The sequence below is a fragment of the Halomonas urumqiensis genome (assembly GCF_003028575.1).
In the GTDB taxonomy this organism is placed as follows: domain Bacteria; phylum Pseudomonadota; class Gammaproteobacteria; order Pseudomonadales; family Halomonadaceae; genus Halomonas; species Halomonas urumqiensis.
The window spans coordinates 212759-235523 of the sequence record NZ_PYUD01000001.1 but is presented as its reverse complement, the minus strand read 5'-3'; the positions used below and the strand labels follow the sequence as shown (position 1 = coordinate 235523).

The 22765-nt window shown below is 62.4% G+C and carries 14 protein-coding genes; 1 reads left to right on the top strand and 13 read right to left on the bottom strand.

All coding sequences use genetic code 11. The features are described 5' to 3' along the window. Positions 1–6 precede the first annotated feature (6 nt). Together C6V82_RS00990 and C6V82_RS00985 are read right to left on the bottom strand one after the other, a co-directional pair. Entirely contained in the window at positions 7–282 is a 276-nt protein-coding gene (locus C6V82_RS00990; protein ID WP_102588411.1) for an Lrp/AsnC family transcriptional regulator, read from the bottom strand. Positions 283–438: 156 nt separating this feature from the next. Further along, positions 439–903 carry a methylated-DNA--[protein]-cysteine S-methyltransferase gene (locus C6V82_RS00985; protein ID WP_102588463.1) on the bottom strand — a complete coding sequence of 155 codons (465 nt, stop codon included), beginning with the start codon at positions 901–903 and terminating at the stop codon, positions 439–441. Between the two features lie 251 nt (positions 904–1154). On the opposite strand from C6V82_RS00985, the gene C6V82_RS00980 reads away from it, so the two are divergent. Then, positions 1155–1469, top strand: coding sequence for a high-potential iron-sulfur protein (locus C6V82_RS00980; RefSeq protein ID WP_102588412.1), 315 nt, complete (start codon positions 1155–1157; stop codon positions 1467–1469). Between the two features lie 152 nt (positions 1470–1621). Here C6V82_RS00980 and C6V82_RS00975 read toward each other — a convergent pair whose 3' ends face one another. From C6V82_RS00975 to C6V82_RS00925, 11 genes are all read right to left on the bottom strand, one after another. Continuing rightward, the gene (locus C6V82_RS00975) at positions 1622–3172 is read right to left on the bottom strand and encodes a SpoVR family protein (protein ID WP_102588413.1); all 1551 of its coding nucleotides are present in this window, start codon (positions 3170–3172) and stop codon (positions 1622–1624) included. Positions 3173–3199: 27 nt separating this feature from the next. After that, on the bottom strand, positions 3200–4486 hold the full coding sequence (locus tag C6V82_RS00970) for a YeaH/YhbH family protein (RefSeq protein WP_102588414.1): 1287 nt from the start codon (positions 4484–4486) through the stop codon (positions 3200–3202). Positions 4487–4515: 29 nt separating this feature from the next. After that, positions 4516–6438, bottom strand: a complete 1923-nt coding sequence (locus C6V82_RS00965; protein ID WP_102588415.1) for a PrkA family serine protein kinase — start codon at positions 6436–6438, stop codon at positions 4516–4518. 199 nt (positions 6439–6637) lie between these two features. Beyond that, positions 6638–7213: a hypothetical protein gene (locus C6V82_RS00960; protein ID WP_102588416.1), complete on the bottom strand. Its 576-nt coding sequence runs from the start codon at positions 7211–7213 to the stop codon at positions 6638–6640. A 101-nt stretch (positions 7214–7314) separates the two neighbouring features. Then, positions 7315–8256 (bottom strand): hypothetical protein, encoded by a 942-nt coding sequence (locus tag C6V82_RS00955; protein WP_219724515.1) that lies wholly within the window; start codon positions 8254–8256, stop codon positions 7315–7317. Between the two features lie 179 nt (positions 8257–8435). Further along, the gene (locus C6V82_RS00950; protein WP_102588418.1) at positions 8436–9896 is read right to left on the bottom strand and encodes a WD40 repeat domain-containing protein; all 1461 of its coding nucleotides are present in this window, start codon (positions 9894–9896) and stop codon (positions 8436–8438) included. 84 nt (positions 9897–9980) lie between these two features. Then, a complete protein-coding gene (locus C6V82_RS00945; RefSeq protein ID WP_102588419.1) occupies positions 9981–10778 on the bottom strand; it encodes a hypothetical protein in 798 nt (265 codons plus the stop codon). 87 nt (positions 10779–10865) lie between these two features. Next, positions 10866–13085 carry a bifunctional UDP-sugar hydrolase/5'-nucleotidase gene (locus tag C6V82_RS00940; protein ID WP_102588420.1) on the bottom strand — a complete coding sequence of 740 codons (2220 nt, stop codon included), beginning with the start codon at positions 13083–13085 and terminating at the stop codon, positions 10866–10868. Positions 13086–13098: 13 nt separating this feature from the next. Beyond that, a complete protein-coding gene (locus C6V82_RS00935) occupies positions 13099–15456 on the bottom strand; it encodes a hypothetical protein (protein WP_146009676.1) in 2358 nt (785 codons plus the stop codon). A 62-nt stretch (positions 15457–15518) separates the two neighbouring features. Then, positions 15519–17351, bottom strand: coding sequence for a hypothetical protein (locus tag C6V82_RS00930; RefSeq protein WP_102588422.1), 1833 nt, complete (start codon positions 17349–17351; stop codon positions 15519–15521). Further along, a complete protein-coding gene (locus tag C6V82_RS00925) occupies positions 17348–22765 on the bottom strand; it encodes a vWA domain-containing protein (protein WP_102588423.1) in 5418 nt (1805 codons plus the stop codon). Before C6V82_RS00925 ends, C6V82_RS00930 begins: the two co-directional genes overlap by 4 nt.

The window sequence follows — 22765 nt, the reverse complement described above, 5'->3', positions numbered from 1 at the left end:
TAGTGCCTACCACCCCAGCGAAAACATGGTCTCGAGATCATGGCGAGAGTGTACCTGCATGGCATTGAGGGTCTCGGTGTCGCGAATGCCCTCCACGGCATTCAGACGCTCGGTGACAAGATCGGCCAGGCTCTCGAAGTCACGGGTGCGGGCGATCGCCACCAGATCATAGCGGCCGCAGGTGGAATAGACTTCACTGATGCCTTCCACATCGGCCAGGCGCTCGGCAACGGCCTTGACCTGCCCCTTCTCGGTGTTGATCAGGATCACGGCATTCTGCATCGGGCTCTCCAAAGCGTTGAGTCATGACATGCCAGGCGGTGGCCCGGCAGATCGACGGGCCTCCCTGGTGGGCGAACCGGAACTGACACGAGTATACCAGCGCGACACCCTCGGCAGAATCGCCAGGCATGGTCGCAACGACTCTCAGACACCCTCTCAGGCAAGGCTGCCTTCCAGCGCCAATAGCTTGCGCTTGAGCTGTGGGCCGCCGCTGTAGCCACCCAATCCATCGGCAGCCACCACACGATGACAGGGAATCAGCAGTGGCAGCGGATTGGCGCCATTGGCCGTGCCGATCGCTCGCGCCGCGCCATCGCGACCAAGGCGCCGGGCAAGCTCACCATAGGTGCGGGTCTGACCGTAGGGTATGCGCAGCAACGCCGCCCACACCTCGCGCTGAAACTCGCTGCCTCCGGGCGCCAGCGACAGGCTGAAGTGCTGGCGGCGCCCGGCGAAATAGCCCATCAGTTGCTCACGGGCATCGGCCAGGGCCGCGTCGTTGCGCTTCGCATCCTCTGGGTCTGGCTGATCATCGGCGGCGAGGCACAGGCGGGTCAGCCCTTGCTCATCGGCGGTCAGCAGGATCTCGCCGAGCGGCGAATCGAATCGAGTAAAGAACATCCCACCCCCCTGTAAAATGAAAACCACCGGTGTCCATTCACGCGACAGATTGCCGCACTCGCCACGCGCGAATCGCATCAACCCGGACACTCCACTAGCATGGTATAGCAAGCCAAGCACAGAGTATCGAACTCACCGGTCCAGTGCCGGTCCGAGTATAGAGGTGGTCAACCACCCGAAAAAAGAACATGCGGGCAATGTGAAATGCCCAACCGTGATATGCACGTCGACCGTGACGACAAGGAGATTCCATGGCCAATCAAAGCCGTCGTGACTTCATGCGCAACAGCCTGATGGGCGTCGCCGCCCTGCCGCTGGGCGCCGGCATTCTTTCCAAGAGCGCCTTCGCTCAGGACCTGCCACCACTGGACCCGAATGCCGAGCAGGCTCAAGCGCTGAACTATGTCGAGGATGCCGCCGACGCCAGCGATCACCCCGCCTATGAAGAGGGAGAGCGCTGCGACAACTGCATGTTCTGGCAAGCGGACAACCAAGGCTGCCAGCTGTTCCCGCAGAACAGCGTAGCCGCTGCCGGCTGGTGCCAGTCGTGGGTCGCCCAGGGCTGATCAATCCTCCATACCCAATCGCCCGTCGCCTGGCACGATGACCACGCATCACCGCCGAGACCCGCGCCATCGAGCTCCGTTCGATGGCGCGGGTCTTCTCGTTGTGTTTCCCTCTCGGTTGTGCCCCCTCTCAGTTGAGTCCCTCTCAGGCGCTAGGCCTGGCGCGCCTCATCCGGCAGCGGCCATTGATAACGTCTGACCACCTCGTCGTCCTCCACCGACTCCAGGTGCACCGGAAAGCCCCACAACTGGTGAAGATGGCGAATCACTGGATAGACGCTACGCGCCAGCGGGCGTCGACTGTCCTGCACGTGGCGCAAGGTCAGTGAGCGGTCACCGCGAATATTCGCCGAATAGATCTGGATGTTGGGCTCGCGAACCGAGAGCGCATACTGAGTCGACAACGCCTCGCGCACCCGGTGATAGCCGCGCTCGTTGTGAATGGCCGCCACTTCCAGCATCTCTTCCTGGTCGTCATCCACCACCATGAACAGCTTGAGGTCGCGGATCACCTTGGGCGAGAGGAACTGCTGGATGAACGATTCGTCCTTGAAATTGCGCATGGCGAACTCGAAGGTCTCTCGCCAATCGCTGCCGGCGGTGTCCGGAAACCATTCGCGATCCTCCTCGGTGGGGTTCTCGCAGAGCCGCTTGAGGTCAGTGAAGATCGCAAATCCCAGCGCATAGGGATTGATGCCGTTGTACCAGGGGCTATCGAAGGCCGGTTGATTGACCACCGCGGTGTGCGACTGCAGGAACTCGAGAATCAGTCCTTCATCCACCAGGCCCTCATCGTACAAGCGGTTCATCAGGGTGTAGTGCCAGAACGTCGCCCAGCCCTCGTTCATCACCTGGGTCTGGCGCTGCGGATAGAAGTACTGGGCCAGCTTGCGCACGATGCGCACCACCTCACGCTGCCATGGCGCCAGCAAGGGCGCGTTCTTCTCGATGAAATAGAGCAGGTTCTCCTGGGGTTCGGCGGGGTAACGGCCACCGGCATGGAGTCCCAGCGGATCCTCTTCATCGGCATCCGAGGTAAGCAATTCATGGGACGAGGGCGTGGGGATGGTCCGCCACAGCGTGTTGACCTGCGCTTGCAGATACTCTTCACGCTCTTTCTGGCGGCGTGACTCCTCGGCGGCGGAGATCGGCGAAGGCCGCTTGTAGCGATCGACGCCATAGTTCTGCAGGGCATGGCAGGCGTCGAGCAGTTGTTCCACGGCGGTGACACCATGGCGCTGTTCGCACTCGGCAATGTATTTCCTTGCGAACACCAGGTAATCGATGATCGAAGTGGCATCGGTCCAGGTGCGAAACAGGTAATTGCCCTTGAAGAAAGAGTTGTGTCCATAGCAGGCGTGGGCCATCACCAGCACCTGCATCATCAGAGTGTTCTCCTCCATCAGATAGGCGATGCAGGGGTCGGAATTGATCACCAGCTCATAGGCAAGCCCCATCTGGCCACGCCGGTAAGCCTGCTCAACGGCCAGGAATTGCTTGCCGAACGACCAATGGTGGTAGCCCACCGGCATGCCCACGCTGGCGTAGGCATCCATCATCTGCTCGGTGGTGATGATCTCGATCTGGTTGGGATAGGTATCCAGCCGGTACTCGTCTGCCAGACGGGCGATTTCCCGCTCGAACTCGGTCAGGGTCTCGAAATTCCAATCGGAACCAGTGGCGATCGGCTTGCGTCGGGTCATCTTGCCTCCTGAGCCGTAGCCGGCGTATCAATTGCCGGTGATACGGCGCTTGAAAAGCTCACGGAATACCGGGTAGATATCCCCCGCCTCGACGATCTGGCGCATGGCAAAGCGTTCGGGAAACTCGGCGGCCACACCCTCGTACTCCTCCCACAGCGCCTGATGGGCGTGCGGAGTGATCTCGACATAGGTGAAGTACTGCAGGCGCGGCATCAGCTTCTTGATCAACAGGTCGCGACAGGTCACCGAGTCGTCATCCCAATTGTCTCCATCCGAGGCCTGGGCCACGTAGAGGTTCCACTGCCCTGGCGGATAGCGCTTGGTGACGATGTCATCGACCAGCGAAAGCGCGCTCGAGACGATGGTGCCACCCGTCTCCCGCGAGTAGAAGAACTCCTCCTCGTCGACTTCCTTGGCGGCCGTATGGTGGCGAACGAAGACCAGTTCGACCTTCTCGTAGTTGCGCTCCAGAAACAGATAAAGCAGCAGGAAGAATCGCTTGGCAATGTCCTTGTGGGCCTGGGTCATCGAGCCCGAGACGTCCATGACGCAGAACATCACCGCCTTGCTCGAGGGCTGGGGCTGGTTGATCAGATTGTTGTATCGCAAGTCGTAGGTGTCGATGTAGGGAACCGACTCCAGGCGCTTCTCGAGCCGCTCGATCTCCTCTTTCAACTCGCTGATGCGCGAGGGATTGCGCAGCACCGGGTCCTTGCGCTCTTCGGCCTCCAGTGCTTCGCGGGCCTCACGCAGCGCCCGACGAATCGGCGCGCGCATGGCGATACGGCGGGCATAGGCTTCGCGCATCGAACGCACGATATTGATGCGTGCCGGCACGCCATCCCGCGACACCCCGGCACGCACTGGCCTCACTTCATCAAGGTCGACCAGCGCCTTGCGCTCCAGGTTAGGCAGCTCGAGGCCATCGAACACGAAGTCGAGAAATTCTTCGCGAGACAGCGTGAAGGCGAACTCATCCATGCCCTCGCCCTGGTCGGAAGCACCACCCTCACCCGCGCCCCCGGCACCTGAGCCGCCCCCAGGGCGGCGCAAGCGATCCCCTTCGCTGAACTCCTTGTTGCCGGGAGTGACGATGGAGCGCTTGCCCCCCGGGCCGTGCTGAAACACCGGCTCGGAAATGTCCCGAGAAGGGATCGAGACCTTTTCGCCACGCTCCATGTCGGTGATCGAACGACGATTCACCGCCTCTTCCACGGAGCGCTTGATATGGGTGCGGTAGCGGTCCAGGAAGCGCTGGCGATTTACCGCGCTCTTGTGCTTGGCGTTGGCTCGCCGATCGATGAAATAGCTCATGGCGCTCACCTCGTCGCCCGAAAACCAGACTATTGCGACTTGCGTACCCGCAGATACCACTCGGAAAGCAGGCGTACCTGCTTCTCGGTGTAGCCGCGGTCGACCATGCGCGCCACGAAATCCTCGTGCTTCTTCTGGTCGGCCTGGGACGCCTTGGCGTTGAACGAGATGACCGGCAAGAGCTCCTCGGTGTTGGCGAACATCTTGTGTTCGATCACCCCGCGCAGCTTCTCGTAGGACTGCCAGCTCGGGTTCATGCCGTTGTTCTGGGCACGCGCCCGAAGCACGAAGTTGACCACTTCGTGGCGGAAATCCTTCGGATTCGAGATCCCGGCCGGCTTCTCGATCTTTTCCAGTTCCTCGTTGAGCGCCTGTCGGTTGAACAGCTCACCGGTCTCCGGATCACGATACTCCTGATCCTGTATCCAGAAGTCAGCGTAGGTGACGTAACGATCGAAGATGTTCTGCCCGTACTCTGAGTAGGACTCGAGATAGGCGGTCTGAATCTCCTTGCCGATGAAATCAACGTAACGCGGCGCCAGGAACTCCTTGATAAAGCGCAGGTAGCGCTCGAAGGTCTCCTTGGGAAGTTGTTCCTGTTCGAGCCGCTGCTCCAGCACATAAAGCAGGTGCACCGGGTTGGCGGCCACCTCGAGACTGTCGAAATTGAATACCTTGGAGAGAATCTTGAAGGCAAAGCGTGTCGAGAGCCCTTGCATGCCTTCATCCACACCCGCGGAGTCACGGTACTCCTGGATCGACTTGGCCTTGGGGTCGGTATCCTTGAGATTCTCGCCATCGTAGACGCGCATCTTGGAGTAGATGCTCGAGTTCTCCGGCTCCTTGAGTCGCGAGAGTACCGAGAACTGCGCCAGCATGCGCAGGGTGTCCGGAGCGCACGGGGCATGGTTCAGCGAGGAATGCTCGAGCAACTTCTGGTAGATCTTCACTTCCTCGGAGACACGCAGGCAGTAGGGCACCTTGACGATGTAGACACGGTCGAGGAAGGCTTCATTGTTGCGGTTATTGCGAAACGCCTGCCACTCGCTCTCGTTGGAGTGGGCCAGCACCACGCCCTCGAAGGGAATCGCCCCCATGCCCTCGGTGGGGTTGTAGTTACCCTCCTGGGTGGCGGTCAGCAATGGATGCAGCACCTTGATCGGTGCCTTGAACATCTCGACGAATTCCATCAGCCCCTGGTTGGAACGGCACAGGCCACCCGAGAAGCTGTAGGCATCCGGATCGTCCTGGGAGTAGAGCTCGAGCTGGCGGATGTCGACCTTGCCGACCAGCGAGGAAATGTCCTGGTTATTCTCGTCGCCGGGCTCGGTCTTGGAGACGGCGATCTGGTTGAGGCGTGAAGGATAGAGCCTGACCACCCGAAACTGGGAGATGTCGCCACCGTACTCCTTCAATCGCTTGGCCGCCCACGGCGACATCACGCTCTTGAGGTAACGCTGGGGAATGCCGAACTCCTTCTCGAGCAACTCGCCATCCTCCTCAGGCGAAAACAGCCCTAGCGGCGATTCATACACCGGGGAGCCCTTGATGGCATAGAACGGAACCTTCTCCATCAACAACTTGAGCCGCTCGGCCATCGATGACTTGCCGCCGCCCACCGGCCCCAGCAGGTAGAGGATCTGCTTGCGCTCCTCGAGCCCTTGGGCGGCATGCCGGAAGTAGGCAACGATCTGCTCGATCGCCTCCTCCATGCCGTAGAACTCGGAAAACGACGGGTAGCGACGAATCACCTTGTTGGAGAAGATGCGCGAGAGCCGCGAATCCTTGGCGGTATCAACGACCTCTGGTTCACCGATGGCTTCGAGCATCCTTTCAGCCGCGGAGGCATAGGCCATGGGTTCCTTGCGGCAGAGTTCCAGGTACTCCTGCAGGCTCATCTCTTCCTGCTGGACACGCTCAAAGCGATTCTGCACATGATCGAAGATGCTCATCGATGCCTCCTGTAATCCCGTTGTCTCGATACCATCCACTAGGGTTCGCACGAGAGGGGTACCTTCAGCGTAGACAGCCACCCACGGTACAAACGGATAACCAATCAACGCTTTGGGCATACCCCTATGAACATCGGGTCGCAGCGAGGTTCTGGATCAAATGTGCAGAATTTATCAACGTTATAAGGACGCAACCGCCTCAGCGAGCCGCCTGTTCACGCACCGCATCGATATCCCATGCCTTGAGGAGATCGACCGCCACGTCCTGGGATTCGAGGTTCTGCCCCTTGACCTGCATCAGAATGCGGCCATCGAGCAGCAAGGTGACCTCGGCACGCGCGCGATCGGATTCCCACTTGACCATCGCCGATTCCCGCCCGATACGCACGCGTTCGGTGTTGGGCTGGGCGGCCATCATCGCAGGGTTATTGAGGATACCGGCCATGGCCTGGATCATCGGGTTGTCGATCATCAGTGAGGCTTCCAGACTGGCGTTCCCGCCTTCCTGGCGATACTGGCGCTGCAGCGTGGTGCCGCCACCTCCCATCATCGCCGCCGCCCCTGCACCGGAAGCGGACTCGGACTCGGCTTCGCTTGCGGTCCACCCTTCTGGCGCCTCGGGAAAGGTCGAGGCAATACGCCCGGACACCAGCTTGCGCAGGTCATTGATGGCGAACTCAAGCTCGGTGATGGCGCCGCCGTAGTCCTGCTCCTGATAGAGCTCGAGCCCCAGCTCGATCTGCTCGATGATCTCATTCTCCTGGGCTTGAGCCATCAGAGGAAGGCTCAGGACAACGGTCAATATCCCCAAACCCAGATGTGTTTGCACGCTACGCATAGGTCATCTCTCTCATTGGTTGGTCCCACTATCGGTCGTTACTCGGAGGCTGGATGCGCGTCGCCTTGCGGCTGACCACCGACCGCCTTTTCCTTTAGCTTGCGAAACTTGCTGGACATGCCATCCAACTTCGATTCCCACTCTGCATCGGGGGCCTGACCCTCGATCACCTTGAAATAGGCCTGCATCATGCAGGTGATGGCGAAAGGCTCGAGTACCGCCACCTTGACACTCCAGGCAAACAGCAGCGCCACCACCACCCCGGTCGCCGACCAGCCACCGGGAATCAGGTACGCCACTGCCGCCGCCGGTGCCAACATGACCAGGAAGACGACGAAGGAGAGCCCATAAACGATCAGCGCCAGCCAAGCCGCATTCTTGAGCATTGGCTTGGCATTCTGGCCATACAGCACCAAAGCATCACGGGAAGAGGCCCAGGCATTTGTCGAGCCTGTGCGAATACAGTAGGCAAGAATCACTTCATCGATGAATCCCACCGCGATCTTCAGGAAAGCTTCGATGAGCCGGATGAACTGTCGGGCGCCAGGAATCGGCACCAGGCCGAAGATTCCCCGCGCAAGGCCAGTGATGGTCCGCAGTACGCCCTTGATCAACTGGTCGATACCGAACAACAGGCTGGCCTGACCGAAGCGCTCCTTGACAACGCTCGAGGCATGATCGATCTGGCCCCGTCCTTGCGGCAGCGATTGGCCATCGATAAGCTCAACCAGCACGGCGATATGCCCTGCCTTGACGAGGTAGAGCAGATACTCGCGTAGCGCATACATCACCGCGCCCACGATACCGAAGCCAACGACACCCCCCCAGAAGGTCGAGGCCGCTCGGAACCCCTCATCGCCCATTCCACCAACCCCCCAGCCGACGCCTGCGCCCACGCCCGTCATCAGCACATAGGCCAGGGCAACGCCAAAGTAGACGACCAGTCGGAAAACGATGAACGGTAGTGTCTTGAGCATCATCCCCAATGCCCGACCAACCTGAAAATCCCACATAGTTCCCCCGGCTTCACTGCAATGGTGTGGCTGGATACGCGTTCCAGTGCCACCCAGACTAGCCAGAAGCACAACGCCCCACCCCGTTGATTCAAAGGGGGCGCCTGAAAAACGTCTCCCTCGCAGGTGGCTGATGCGAAAGAGGCTCATGGACAGAGCTGCGTGATCCACTCGTCAGGATCGATGCCACCTCGCCGACACCGCTGCTGCCGCCCTACCTCGTCGAGTCGCCAACGTCCCTCGTCCGCCGGAGTGAAGTGAAGCCGGTAGCGGATGGCACGCACCGAGTCATCCTTGAGCCCATCCAGGCGCAGCGTGACCACGCTGTCACCACCCGACAGCCTCCGCAGAGTGACCGTTTCCTCGATGAGCGCGTTGGGCTCGCGCAGGCCGTAAAGCTCCCGCGCGAGCGCCACCGGATCGTCAGTGGTCCCTGCTTCGGGCAGCTCGATGACCTGGTAGTCGCTTTCCCCCGTTTGGCCAGGGGCTTGGTTGGCTGTCTTGGTCCGCCACAATCGCACCACCGCTGTGGGAAAGGTCGGCGGTTTGCCCGCCCACACAACCTCCTCGCCCGACGGCCCAAAGGCCAGTGCATCGGCGCCGCCTTGCTGACGAATCAGGATGCCATGCTCGAGCGGTGTGCCATCGAGTGCCAGTAACAGGCCATCACGGAAACCGCCCGCCAGGATCGTGCCATCCGGGCTCATGGCGACCGGCGTCGAATCCAGCAGTGCATGTCGATGGACAATGACGGCACGCTGCCAGTCCCATACCGTCACCTGCCGCGGAGTTTGGCGTTGCTCATCCCCCTGGCCTTGCGCTACCAGGTGGCGACCGTCGGGAGTGAAGGCGAGATCGGTGACACTGGCACCCACCTCGAGAACACCGATCTGGTTGGCTCCCTGCCGCGACAACCCCCACAGCACGATACGCTGGCTGACCTCGGGGTCGGGCCCTACGTTGGCGGCTACGCTGGCCAGGATCTCCCCCTCGGGATGCAAGGCAATGGCCTCGACGGGGCGATCACCCAGGTCACTGGTCATCTCGCCATTCGCCAGGGAATAGCGCTGCACGCCTGCGCCACAGGAGGCCCACAACGCCGTTGCATCGGGCGTGAAGGCCGCGTCATGGCATCCCTGCCCCTCGGCCAGGGCCAGGCGCGCTTCGCCTGTTGCCAGGTCCCAGAGTATCAGCGATGCCTCCGGGGACACTCCCTGACTCCAACTGGTGGTGGCCAGCAACCGGCCATCGGGGCTGAAGGTCAGCGACGAGACCGGCAACGCCATGTCCATGCCGGCGGCAAGGTGTCCAGACAATCGATGACGATGCTCACCCAATTCCATGCCGAAGACGTCCAGTTGCCCTTGCGCCGTCATCGCCAGGTGCAGGCCATCAGGAGACACGGCGATAGTGTCCAGCCGTTCCTCCCCCCATTCGATTTCAAACACCAGTTCAGCACTCCGCCAGTCGGGCATCTCGGCCAGATCATCCTGACCCACGGCATCGGCGAGACCCGCCATCCCCAGCAGCCCGGCGCTGGCCAGCACCAGCAACTTCCGATGACTGTTCAAGACCGATGGCATCGGCCATGCGCTGCGCTGCTTCATGACGCCCCCCCCCTGGCTGACTGGGCAATTGACTCGACAAGCCGAATGGTGACGGTGACGCCTTGAGTGCGGCACCTATCACGCTCAGCGATCCAGGCCGAGCCCGAATTCCAACTGCGTCACCTGTTGAACCGAGGATGACTCGGGAATTTCCATCTCGAGCGTGACATCCTGCCTGTCGCCTACCACCACCAGATTGGACTCGGCATGGGAAGGCTCTGGCGTATCGTCCTGGCCAAGCGCGGTGATGCCCAGCAGGGAGCCTTCCCGCATGAAGCAGAAGAGTTCGAGTGGCTCATCATCCGGTCGCTCACGGCGGTCGTCACGACAGGTGACGGTGTGCCCGCCCGCGTCAATGTCCACGCCCCACCCCGGTATATCAGTGAAGTCGATGTTGTCGACCGTCACGTGTCGAGCGCCGTCCCCGGCAAGCGCAAGCTCCAGTTCAAGTTCAAGTTCAAGTTCAAGTTCAAGTTCAAGTTCCATGCTCAACGATGTCGCTTCCCGATCAGGCACGTCCGGGGCAAACACCGGCACACGCAGCCACTTTTCTTCAAGATTGCTGGTGATCTGATGCCTCATCAAATAGCCATTTTCCGCGGGGTCGAAACCGAATTGCGCCTCTGGCGACACCTCTGTTTCCAGCAAATCGTTGCCCTGGTCATCTTCGAGCGATACGACCCTGGAGTCGTCACCAAGGCTTGCGATACCCGGCAACGAAATCCATAGATCCAGCATCGTATGTTGTTGGTCGGTATCCGTGGCGGGGTGGGTGATCGTCAGCTTTTCTACCTGCACATCGGCCGTCTGCGCCTGAGCCACAGTGACGGTGACGGCCAGCAGGCTCCCCGTGAAAACCACGCGTGGGATGGAATACCACATCATGCTTCTCCTCTTCGTCGACTCTCTTGCGACTTCCTCGAATCGCCATGGTGTGTGAACGGCCTGGCCTGATGCTGGCCATCCACGTCATTCAACGACGACCTGATCGACGTCCCAGGCAATCGGTCGGGACGGGTTGTCGGCAAGCCCACGCACATCGATCAGCCCCTCGCCGGATGGCTCGTCCAAGGGGAAATGCAGGCGCATCCGCCGTGGTTCTCGCGGTGGCAGGTGAGCATTCCAGGCCAATGGCGTGCCATGGGGGTCGGTGATCGCGCTCGGCGTGACTCGCCTCTGGGTAGTGGATGAAGTGATCCCCAGGCGTGATTCCATGGGCCAGAACCCAGGCCCGTCGGTTTCGTTGAACACCTCAACCTCGACTTCCAGCCCCTGCTCGGTGCGCTCCAGGTCGGTGATCCTGACGCGGAGTTGCTCAAGCCCAAAGTCGACAACGGTGTCTCGCTCCTGATAGGCAAAGTCCTCGGCGTTTTCACCGAAGAACATCGGCTCGGGGAAGCCCTGGGTGCCTTCGGTAAGAGTGCCGAAATTGGGGAAATACAGGGAGACACGATAGTCTTCGACTGCCTCGGGCAGCGAAAACACCAGCTGTCCGCCGGAAAGCAGGTCGGGAAGGAAAGTGGGAATACGCTCCATATCACTGAACTCCCAATCCGGCAGGTAGACGTAGCCATCCGAACTGACCAGTTGGATGTGCAGGTCCGCGTAGAGATAGGGCACCACACGCGGGGTCTCCACAGTGGCCTCCGGGTCGGCATCGCCATCATGGTGGTTGGCTGGATTGGTGCGCGTCAGCTGGCTCCGGCCCAGCAGGTCCATCGCCACGACTCGCCGGTCATCGGCCGGTCGGCTCAACTGGCCGGCATCGAGCTCTTGCAGATTGGCAATGCCGAGTTCCAGAAATGGATGCCGCTGAAGGTCGACCTCGCGCTGCACCCATGATGGCTGCTCCGCCTCCTGAATCGTCGCGGCCATGGGCGGGTATTCGCCATGGTAGTAGCGCAGCGACATTGAGCCCGATGTGGTGCCCGTCACCCGGTACGCCACCTTGCCACGCCTCACCTCACCAGGTTGGGGCAGCTCGAAGGTGTCGGGTAACAGGTCATCTCCCGGAAGCTCACGATTAAGCGCGGCATGGGTCTTGCCGCCAGCCAGCAGCACGAGATTCTGATGAAGATTGCCGACTTTCAAGGCACGCTGGCCGCTATCCTGCAGGATCAGATCAAAGGGCTTGCGGTTCTCGAACAGCAGATCCAGGACCAGATAGGCGTCGCCGTTTTCCACGACCTCGCCGTGCCATTCCGTGTGGGTCTCGATGCCCAGCACGCTCATGCCCATGACACGATTGTCCTGCTCGAGCAGCAAGGGGGCAGCGAAGGGTGGCGACAGGTCGGAATCTGTCGACAGGGAGATACCGGGGCGAGACTCTTGCGCCGGTGGCGCATGACGCAGCCCGGCACTCTCCAAGGCCTGGGCCACGGATTCATTGACCGGCGCGCTCAGCGTCACCGGGTGATAATCAGGGGCAAGATCGGGCAACCCTAGCCAGGTGACACGTCGCCCACGCTGGCTACGCGCATCGATCACTCCCTCGGGCGGGACGCTATACAGGTTACCGAACCCGCTGCCCATCACGAAGGCATCGACACGCTCTCCTGCCTGGTCGATGAGGCTGCGCAGAATGCCGTGATCGCCGGCATAGAGCACCACGACCCGGTCGACCTCACCCGGCAACCCATCGAGGGCGTCATTCAAGGCCTCCCCCGCTTCACGCAGCCGAAACAACTCACCGAATGACTGCCAGGCGGGTAGCTGGCGGTACTCAGGCGGCACACCCGAAATGCCGATCACGCCGATTCGTTGGTCGCCCTGCTCTACCACCAACGACGCCGGGACCAATGGCTCTCCCTGACCATCGACGAGACTCGCCGAGATGAGCGCCGGGCTCGAGCCGGAGAGCGCCTCGACCAGGGCCGGACTGACATCCCGCCAGGTCAGATGCAGGGCCTGGATACCCAGACGATCCGCCAGTGCCAGGCTCGCCTCCAGGCCCAGTCGATCCACTTCGCCCCCATCGAGAAAGCCACCGGCATCCAGCCAGATACCCTCATCGGCCTTGTCACGCATCACGCCCACCTGGCGTGCCAGGCCCGGCTCCGACGTCTCCAGGCACTGGAAGCAGGGCAGCAGGGCGCCACGGATATCGCCGGTGATCCAGAGCCCGGCCTGGGCACTGAATGACAGCGCAGTGGCGGCGAACAGGCTCAGCGCCATCAATGAACCCTTCATGCTATACCCTCCGTCATGAGCCACCGGATATCCGATTGTTGACGACATTCGCGCAAAAATTGGCGACTCGTTCAGCCTGGCCACTCGCTTCACTCAAGCTCCAATGAAGGTCATTCCCGAGGCTCGAATAGAGCTTCAACGAGGTCAGCGCCACCGCCATCCCACAGACGAGATGGGTGCCGACAGTGCTCTTGGCCACGGTCGGTGCCAGCGATGCCTTGAGCAGATAGAGCCTGGTCTGAAGCATGAGCGAGTAATCCGTAAAGCTTCCCCAGCCCATGCCTCCGTAACCCAGGGCCTGGCCACTCAGCGGGTCAACGCTCCACCAGGCGTGGGGAAAGGGCTTATCTTCGGGCCACTCCTCGAGTGAGGAGATCAGCGGGAAATAGAGGTGTTGACCACGCGCGAGCTGCGCCTGCATGGCCTGCCGTGCGGGTCTGGACAGTGTGAGATCGTCAAGCCCTCTCGCCTGGGCTTGCGTCAGCCACAGCCCCTCTTGCCCCTTGGCCATGGCGGTTTCCAGACGGAGGGCGGCATTCTCGCCGTCAAGCGCCTTCACCCTGTCGACGGGCGGATTCCGCTGCGCCAGAAGCTCTGCTTCCAGCAGGGTTTCCAGGACTCCCTGGGCGAAACGCCACTGCTGAGCGTCGTCGGCCCGGGGATCGTCGTCGGGGATGGCGTGCAGGGGCACATGGGCCAGGTCGATGGCTCGATAATCCCTGAAGCCCTCGGGTAGCTGCTTGAGTCCCACATGCTCGATGAGGATATTGGGCTCGCCGATATACAAACGCCCGGGATGCAGGGAGGCCGTAAAGCGATGCCTGGCGAACTGCATGGCCGTTTTCGGTAGATCCACCAATTCATCGATGGCACCCTGAAGCAGCTCGATATCGTCATCTTCGAGCCCCATCGTCATGCCCTGCAGCGCATAGGCGTTGCGCAGGAAGGACCCCAACTCCATGCGATACAACAGTGCCTCGGAGGGCTCGGCGGTCTGCAGCACCATATTGGTATCGCGGAGCAGCGCAACGCCACGTTGGAGTCGTTGTTCACGTTCGAGCTCGTAGGGGGGCATGTCTTCCGCGGCCAGCGAGAACCAGGGGCGCGACAACCGCTTGACCACCTCATCCCCATGGCGATGCGTCACCTCCAGGGAGAGGCCGATAAAGGCATCGCGAGATTCATCCTGCTCGGCACGCCCGCCAACGCTGATTCCCCCCAGCAGGCTCGAGGCCTCCTCCATCTGCCTGGCCTGGGCGGGTTGCGCAAGATCCCGGACTCGCCCCTGATCATCGATGAGATCACCGAGCAGGCGCTCCTCGCCATAGCGGATATAAGGTACCCAGCCGGTATTCCCCAACAGGTCTTCCGCCAGCGCCTGCTCGCTGTCGCCTGCGTAGAACTCATCGATGTCGAGCTGTTCGGGTACGATACCGACGCGGATCGGCTGCATGGCAAGCCTATGTGCCTGAACGTCATGCTCGAGCAGAGTGACGCGATCGAACCGACCTTCCTGCCAGCGCTCGGCGACGATTGCGATGTCATAATGATGGGCATGACGGGAGCTAAAGGCCGACAGGCTTTGACTCTCGTCAGGCGGAGCGGGGTCTGCCGCACTGAGGTCACCGTCACTCAGGTCGATGGACGACCAGTTTCCCTGGTCATCTTGCCACCAGACGCGCACGTTGGGTTCGCTCGCTGCCCCCTGTTGGCCTGCCTGCTCATGCCAGGCGGGAAAACCGGAACTCTCCGCGAGCCGTTCCATCAGGCTGGCCGCCCGAATCTGGAGGTCCTGATCGAAGCGGTTCCATTCGGGACGCATCGCGACGTCCGGTTGCGGAGGGTCCGAGGGTGAGCCCATGCGCACCAACAGTTCACGTGTGTCGTCGGACAAGGCCACCGGCGGCGGGCGCGGGCGGTCATCCAACGATGTCGGGGAAGGAGCGGGCGCCCGAGTCGACGAGACCTCCAGCCGCACCGCACGACCGGTTTCATCGATCAGCCGAGCGAGCATCATCGCACGGTCCAGATGATTGCCCAGGCGATCCTGAAGCACACCAAAATCGCCTCTCACCAGCCCCTGGTAAGGCACATGGGTCGTGTGCTCACGCACCCAGCGAGCCAGCGCCTCGGGATCATTGTCCACCTCGTCCAGCAGGGCCGGGACATCGAAGGCGTCGTGCCGCAGCACATCACCCAGGATCAAGCGTACCTGGCGCTGGGTGGCGTCCAGCTCAGCCGTCAGTTCCTCTGCCGTTGGAACGCTTCTGTCGGCCATTGCGATACTTGCCAGCCCGGCCATGGCGGCGATCGTCACCAGCATGGCGTTCCGAATGACCGTCAACATGAGATGCAGATTTATTCTCGTCATCATCACTCCTTCCGGGCTGGGCCTTCACGACCCGCTCGTGTTCGCTCGCCTCTGGTCGGGTATCAGAATTCGTCCAGGGCCGCTTCGGCGACAGGGCTGAAGTCGGGGTCCCCCTGGTCCCTGACCCGGGCCAGGAACTCGATCCACTCGGTTTGCGCCTGCGAGTCCCGCGATAGCCAGCCTGGTCGAGCCGTCATGAGATCGGCCAGCACCTCCGGCGGGAAGGGGGCCTGCCAACCGCTGCCGGTATCGAAGATGACCGGCTCGAGGATGCCGATGATGCCCGCAACGCTGTTGTGCTCGAGATTGGCCAGGGCCCCGCCCCCACGGTTACGCAGGAAGTGATCGCCGATATGGGCGAAGTCGGCCTCGGGATTGACCAGAATCCGGCCCATTTCCATGGAAGCTTGCTCTCGGCTCGCCGAGCGCTCGAGCCCCCGGGTCAGCCCGGAGGACATCAACACCCCTACCGCCGGGTTGATGGCCCAGCGGTCGCGATGATCATCGATGGACTCGAGGATGGTATCGACGACCTGCGGGGCGTGCTCGGCCGAACGCATCGGGGTGCCCAGCAGTTGTTCGGGAAGTTCGGCATCACTCGGAGACTCGGCCTTCCAGAGCAGTGCCACCGCACGCTCGATGACATAGCCCGGGTCGGATTCGACGAGGCGGGCCGGCGACCGTTGCAGCGTCGAGGTCGCCTGTTGGCGCACCAGCTCGGACGTATCGGGTTGCTCCAGAACATCGAAGACGGGCCCCAGCGTCGTCGACGGGGGTGTCTGCGGGTGGCGCTGTTGAAACCTGACCAGGCGCTGAATACCGATCAGGCGATGGTCGTCGCTGGGTCCCTGGGCTATCAGGTCGGCCATGGCATCGCTAAAGCCCGTGAGAGCCGGTTCGGCCTGCGCCGACGAACCGAATCCCGCCGCGCCGGTGGCAAGCTCACGGGCGAGTTGTTCCATGCGGTTGGCCAGATGCGCCGTTTCCTGCTGGGTAATCTCGTCGCGCAGTGCCGCAAGCAACCGCCTGAACACAGGCTCTGGGCCCAGCGGACCCCTGGCGAAGCGATCAAAGAGCTCGCCGCGCTGGGCCGGGGACTCATCGATCGCCAGCGCCAGTTCCAGGGCATCCTGGGTACCGATCTGGGCCAGCGCTGCCTGTACCTCGGCCCGATTCTGCGTGGCCAGGTCGGCATGTTCACGCACGTAGTCAAGCCAGGTCGCGTCATCGACAAACTCGAGATCGTCCATTCGCGCCAGGAAGAAGCGGGTGGCGTCCTCGTCATGCTCGGTATGGAAGAGCGCCTCTGCGAGCGGTGAAAGCACGCTGTCGGGGAGGGCATCGGTCACCATCAGCCTTGACGCATGCTCAGGCTTGCTGTCGGCAAGCGCCAGAAGATCCTGACTCAGAGTCTGCTCGTCGAGGCCGGCGGCGACAGCCCCCAACATCAATTCACGTTGCGTTCGCGGGTTGTCGCTGAAGCCCGGATCCAGGATCGCCTGTCGCAGCAAGGCCTCGGCTTCCGGGGCGCGTATCATGTAGAGCGTGTTCAAGGCCGCCAGCCGTAACTGGTCAGCCTGCCTCGCCGTCATCTCATCGCTGCCGTCCTGCCGAAAGACGCGCCGCACCAGATCGCGGGCAGGCAGGCCATCGACCCCCATCGCGCCAATTCGCTCGAGCCCCATCAGCCGCTGGGTAAAGGCATCCGCCATCAGCAGTTCGGCATGCTCGAGTGCCGTCTTGCCGCGGTAGGTCGCCGCGTCGTCGTGCTCCGGCACCGGCTGTTGCATCATCCGCTCGGGGTCGGGCGCCTGATGGGCCAGCGTGGTGGCCGGCAACATCATGGCGAGAAGGCCAGTCACCAGAATACGCCTTGCCGTCGATACCCTCTTCATGGGGAAGACTCCGTTGGGACGTCGTCCAGACGCAGCTCCATCGTCTGACGTGGCGCCATGTTGAATGTCTGGTGACGCTCGCCATCGTGAGCCTCCACCACCAGGGTGTAGTCGCCTGGAGGGAGTGACCTGGCATCGCCGTCGACTCGCCCATGGGCAATGGTTGCCTTCTCGCTGTCGAGCACTCGCCAGGTGGCGGCTAGCGCATCGGCAAGCCCCTGGCTCAGCTCACTCCCATCCTGGCTGTCGAAATACTCTCCCCCACCTTGGGTGGCAAAACGCTCGAACTCGTCTTGCAGGCCTATCTCGTCGATATGGAAGCCCACGATATTGAGGCGCACATCGACACCCTCATCCACCAGGCGCTCGACCGACTGTTCCAGGTCACCCTCGCAGGTCTCCTCACCATCGGTGAGCATGACCACGAGCCGGCGTTGATCCTGGTAATCCGCCAGGTCGTCGAGTACCACATCCAGGGAATCAGCCAATGGCGTGCGCGCCAGATTGATCGCCTGGATGCCTTCGACGGCACGCCGCACCTGGGCATGGTTGTCATCACCAGGGGCTACCAGCAGCTCGGTTTCGCAGCTATGCGGCTCGGTATGGCCAAAGGCGCGCAGCGCCACGGGCACCGAGGCCGGCACACGCTCGTCGAGCACCCGCTGGACGATGTCTCGGGCAATGTCAATGCGCCGGCCCCCCTCCATCCGCTGCAGCATGGAGCCCGAGGCATCGAAGATCAGTTGCACGGCACCGGCTGCAACGATGGGCGCCTCGCCACTGGTCACCCGCAGGCTGCCGGGCTCGGGAGGTTCCTGATAGCGGCGCTCCACTTCAAGCGCGAAAGTGGTGGGCAGGCGCAGCTCGCGCATGCCCGCCTCGAAGGCGCGGATCAGCTCGCTACGGTTGGTGGTGTAGTCATAGCGGCCATCTGCCACGTTGGCCCAACCGAGCATCTGGTCCTGGTACCAGCGGTACTCCTCGGTATCCCGTCGGCCGCCATGGCCGATTTCCAGGGTAAAGATGCGCGGCCGAACTCCCTCCAGTCGCTGCCAGACCGACATCTCACGACCCAGCTGTTCGGCATCGGTGATCAGGAAGATGGCCTTCTCCCCTTCCTGATTCGCCAAGGCGCGTGAGGCTAGAGCGAGTGCCGGGTCTGAATCGGAACCTGAGAAGCGCCCGTTGTAGGCATTCAGGGTCCGGGCGACCTGGGCGGGAGATTCTGCCCAACCATCGATCAACAGCGGCCCCCCCAGGGGCAGCAAGTTGGCGACTTCCCTGCCCGGCTTCAACCCCTCGGCGAAGCGATTGAGTGCCTGATAGATAGACGGCTGGTGCTCGGAGACACTGCCGCTGCCATCCCACAGGAAGACCACCGAGCGAGGCGGCTCGGCGACTGACAGCCGATAAGTTCCCGGCGTCAGATCCACGGCCTCGGCATGGCGCTTTCCGCCTTCGACATCCCGCCAGTTGAGCGCCTCCTCGGCGCCCTCGGGGCCGGTCAAGCTTGCCTGCAGCCGACCGCGCTGTGACTCCTGCAGCGCAAACGCCAGCGTATTGTCACCTTCCTCCAGATCGATTCGATAGTGGCGTGTGTCACCTGGCTCCTCGACCCTGCCAGTGATTCGCCTCTCCACTACCAACGGCTCATCGGCCTGGCTGTGGGTGTCCTCGACCTCGACCAGCGAAAGCTCGCCAGGGGGCTGCTCGGCTTCCAGCGGCCCACGCGAGTGGTCCATGCCCCAATGCCCCAGTACCGAGCGGCCGCTGCCCAGGCTATCCGCCTCATAGGCCTTCAAGGCTTCAGGAATGCGCCAAGTGGCACGTCGCTCACCCTCGGGAACCTCCGGCTCATCGAAGACCAGCCGGACATAGCGTGCGCGGGGCGACTCGGGCAGTTCCAGGCTGGCCACTCCTTCGTCGTCGCGCTCGAGCGTCCAGTCCGCCTGTGCTTGCCAGGGCCCCACCGGGCTCTCGGTGGCGGTATAAACCTTCACTCCCGCAACAGGCAGGCCTTCCCAGTCGAGGTTTTCCACCCACTGCAGCTCGTCGAGTCGCGCCGCGCGCTGATGCAGGAAGGCAAAGACCATCTCGATGGTGCGCCCTCGGATACGCTCACCGCGGCGGACCGCGCGCTCATCCATGACGCTCCGGTTGGTGGAGCGGTGGCCCTGGACCCCATACAGCGAGCCGATATCCGGTAGCGTGTAGACCCAGTGCCCCCCCAGGTCGTGGTCGAGCAAGTCGTGACGCCGCTCGGCCAGTTCGCCCTCAGGTTCGCCGAGCACGCGCAGCAACCCGGTGCCATGGGCATTGCGGCGAGCCTGGTCATCGCCCCAGACACTCCGGGGCCTGAGCTGGGCATAACGCGCCTCATGGGGTGCCTGGAGCTCGAAGAACTGCTCACCGTCGGCTGAGGAGAGCTCAAGCGTATCGACCACTTCCAGGGTGTCGTGACGATCCCCCAGGGCAATGTCCACTTCGCGCCAGCGGTCTTTGTGATCGTGGTTCGAGCGTTGATTGAAGGCGATGCCCTTGACCCGGCCACCCTCGCCGGCCAGGCGGATCGGCGGCAGCGCTTCACCCAGATCGCGTTCCACCCGGATCGAACTACCGGAACCGGCCATGCCATCGATCAGGAAATGTGCGTAGCCGCTGCGCCGCTGCAGCAGGTCATCGATGGGTTCACCACTTGCGGGATCCACGAAGGTGGCGCCCAACGTATTCCATGCCAGGTCAGTGAGCCCCACCAGCGACGCCGGCACATCCGGCACCACGGAGGGCTCGACTGGCGGCACCCGTGCATCCAGCGCCAGCTCATGGCGCAGCACCTCGTCACCGGCCTTGATGTAAAGCGTCAGCGGTGCACTTTCCAGCATGTTCGGCGGGAACGTCCAGTCAAGCGGCAACTCGGCCTCCTCACCGGGAGCGAGTTCGATGGAATCCGGCAACCCGGACACCGTCGCCCCGCCATGGCTGACATGGGACTCAAGGTCAAGCTCCAGTGATTCTTCACCAGGGTTGTCAAGGATCAACCGCGATCCCAGACGCTGCTCCGTCGCCGCAAAGGGGGGCAGGCGCTCGGCGTCCATCTCCAGGCGCATCTCCAGCGGAGGCGGTGCCGGCAATGGATAGGCCGGATCGGACACCGACACGTCCCGCGATGCCCGACCGAAGGAGACTTCCAGGATCACCGCCTCGCCACCGGGTATCGTCACCACATGCCGACCACGGCCTTCGGCCTCGCCAATCTCCAGCACTTCCCCCCCCTCGGTGCGGAATTCAAGACCGGTAAAGGCACTGTCCAGGCTATCGATGCGCCCTTCGAGGTGGATGTGGCGATCCTGGTCGGTGATCGGCAGGCGTAGCAAGCCACCGCCTGTGCTGACGCCTCCCATGTCACTACTGAGAACGGCATTCTCAGGAAGCAGCGGTGCGTTGGAGGCCACTGAGGAAGGCGCCGGCATGTCATCATGGGTCCACGGATCGGACACCGACACCTTGGCTTGGTAGCGGGCTCGGGATACCCGGTCGCCTTCCAGCACCAGAATGTAATCACCGGGAGGTAGCCACTGGTCCACTGACAGGGGCTCATCCTGGCCGGACACCCTCAACATAGCCTGTTCCTGCCAAAACAAGCGGGCATCCAGCTCCCCGTCCTCGGGCGGGTTCAGCTCGAGCGCCACACGGTTCCATCCCGGCAAGTGAAAGTGGAAACGATCCTCGTCTCGCAAGGCATGGAAAGACCCCTGCACCTGCTCGCCCAACCAGAGCGGATTGGCATCACTATCGTCGTCGTTGGGCTCCTGCTCCCCACCTGGCTGGGGCTGGCCCGTCGGCGAGGCCTGCAGGCGATACTCGGTCTGCTCACCCACCAGGCGCAGCAGATAGCGCCCCGGCAACAGGCGGACATGTTCCAGCCACAAGTCCTCATCGCCGCTTCGCGTGCCACGATTGTCGATGAACGCTGCATTTTCACCGTCATGGTAGAGGGACAGGCGTTCCAGCGACTCGCCCTTGGAGGAAATTTCCCACTGCTGGGTCTCGCCACTGACCTGCAGGGCGAACCAGGCTTCGCGGTTTGCATCGAAGTGCCCACGAACCGGCTCATCGGCGACCAACGGCAGCGCCCATTCCCGGGCGTCGTTGGGACGACTGACAACACCCTGGGCGACCGGCTCGTCCTCGTTGAGACTCAAGGTATACGCAAGCGACTCGTCGCTGCGCCCGCGCCGACGCAGTGCCAGCGCATAATCACCGGCGGGCAGGCTCATCCGCTCGAACAACGTCTCGCTAACACCCTCCCGGCACACCTCATCGGAACCGCCGATCTCGCGCAGACAAACCTCGAGGGGGGGCTCGGCATCTTCGGCGCTGACACCGAATGTCAGCGCCTCTTCTTCCCTTACCTGAAACGCGAGGTAGCGGCGGTCATTGCGACCCATTTCCAGGGTCAACGCTTCGCCGGCCTCGAGCCACAGCCGCGTTTCGGGAGAGCCTGCCACCGTCGGTGCTTGCTGGTCTGGGTCGTGTCCCGCCTCCGCTTCGTCAGGACTCGTTTCCTCCTGGCGCCGGCCATCCTCGACGACCCTGGCACCCAGTCGGCCAATGACACCGCCTTCACTGTGGCGCAGGTGCATCGAAGCACCTTCCGGCAACTCAAGCTGACCCCACTGCTGCTGAAGTGGGGTTCCTTCCATGGCCTCGGCGATAATTTCGCCGTCCGCATCTTCGATCCATGCCTCGAGCGGTACACCCAGTTCACCAAGCACGACCACGCGCCACAGTTGGCGCGCATCATCCTCGGCAACCAGTGGTATGGCTAACTCGGGCACATCGAGCTGGAAATACCATTGTCGCCCTGCCTCGACGGCGATCTCATCGGCCTCGTCCGGCCCAACGGTGCCGCGAATATTGATCCGTTCGTCGGACGTCAGTGTCAGGTGGTACTCCCCCCCCGAACCTTTCGGCAGCATACGAATGAGATGTTCACCTGCCGGCACCATCAACGACCCGCGACGCGCCTGGTCAACGCCAGGTGACACCGCGAGCCGTAAAAGCGAGACATCCTCGCTGGCCTGTGTCTCAGGCTCGGCACCGAAGGTGGTGACACCCGAGGTCTCTGGCGCTTCGCCAGGCCACAGGAATTCCACCTGGAGCTCCCCCTCGCCATCACCCTGCAACTCGAACGTCCAGAGTCGATCGGTCTCTGCATCATCCAGTTGCCAGGCAAAGTGATCCCGATCATCGCCCGACACCTCGCCCACCAATCGGGCTTCTCCACGGAACGACGGAGCCTGCTCGACGCTATCATCGGGTTCCTGGGAAAACATCATGCGTGGAAAGGCCTGGACCTGCTCGAACACCAATAGAGCGGACAGCAAACAGGCTGGAATGGCGACCAGACGCAT

What these genes read in the sequence shown, in the direction of transcription:
- C6V82_RS00930 (WP_102588422.1), bottom strand. Translation starts at nt 17,351, where the DNA reads ATGAAGAGGGTATCGACGGCAAGGCGTATTCTGGTGACTGGCCTTCTC.
- C6V82_RS00990 (WP_102588411.1), bottom strand. Translation starts at nt 282, where the DNA reads ATGCAGAATGCCGTGATCCTGATCAACACCGAGAAGGGGCAGGTCAAG.
- C6V82_RS00985 (WP_102588463.1), bottom strand. Translation starts at nt 903, where the DNA reads ATGTTCTTTACTCGATTCGATTCGCCGCTCGGCGAGATCCTGCTGACC.
- C6V82_RS00925 (WP_102588423.1), bottom strand. Translation starts at nt 22,765, where the DNA reads ATGCGTCTGGTCGCCATTCCAGCCTGTTTGCTGTCCGCTCTATTGGTG.
- C6V82_RS00945 (WP_102588419.1), bottom strand. Translation starts at nt 10,778, where the DNA reads ATGTGGTATTCCATCCCACGCGTGGTTTTCACGGGGAGCCTGCTGGCC.
- C6V82_RS00950 (WP_102588418.1), bottom strand. Translation starts at nt 9,896, where the DNA reads ATGAAGCAGCGCAGCGCATGGCCGATGCCATCGGTCTTGAACAGTCAT.
- C6V82_RS00965 (WP_102588415.1), bottom strand. Translation starts at nt 6,438, where the DNA reads ATGAGCATCTTCGATCATGTGCAGAATCGCTTTGAGCGTGTCCAGCAG.
- C6V82_RS00935 (WP_146009676.1), bottom strand. Translation starts at nt 15,456, where the DNA reads ATGACGAGAATAAATCTGCATCTCATGTTGACGGTCATTCGGAACGCC.
- C6V82_RS00960 (WP_102588416.1), bottom strand. Translation starts at nt 7,213, where the DNA reads ATGGCTCAAGCCCAGGAGAATGAGATCATCGAGCAGATCGAGCTGGGG.
- C6V82_RS00975 (WP_102588413.1), bottom strand. Translation starts at nt 3,172, where the DNA reads ATGACCCGACGCAAGCCGATCGCCACTGGTTCCGATTGGAATTTCGAG.
- C6V82_RS00955 (WP_219724515.1), bottom strand. Translation starts at nt 8,256, where the DNA reads ATGATGCTCAAGACACTACCGTTCATCGTTTTCCGACTGGTCGTCTAC.
- C6V82_RS00970 (WP_102588414.1), bottom strand. Translation starts at nt 4,486, where the DNA reads ATGAGCTATTTCATCGATCGGCGAGCCAACGCCAAGCACAAGAGCGCG.
- C6V82_RS00980 (WP_102588412.1), top strand. Translation starts at nt 1,155, where the DNA reads ATGGCCAATCAAAGCCGTCGTGACTTCATGCGCAACAGCCTGATGGGC.
- C6V82_RS00940 (WP_102588420.1), bottom strand. Translation starts at nt 13,085, where the DNA reads ATGAAGGGTTCATTGATGGCGCTGAGCCTGTTCGCCGCCACTGCGCTG.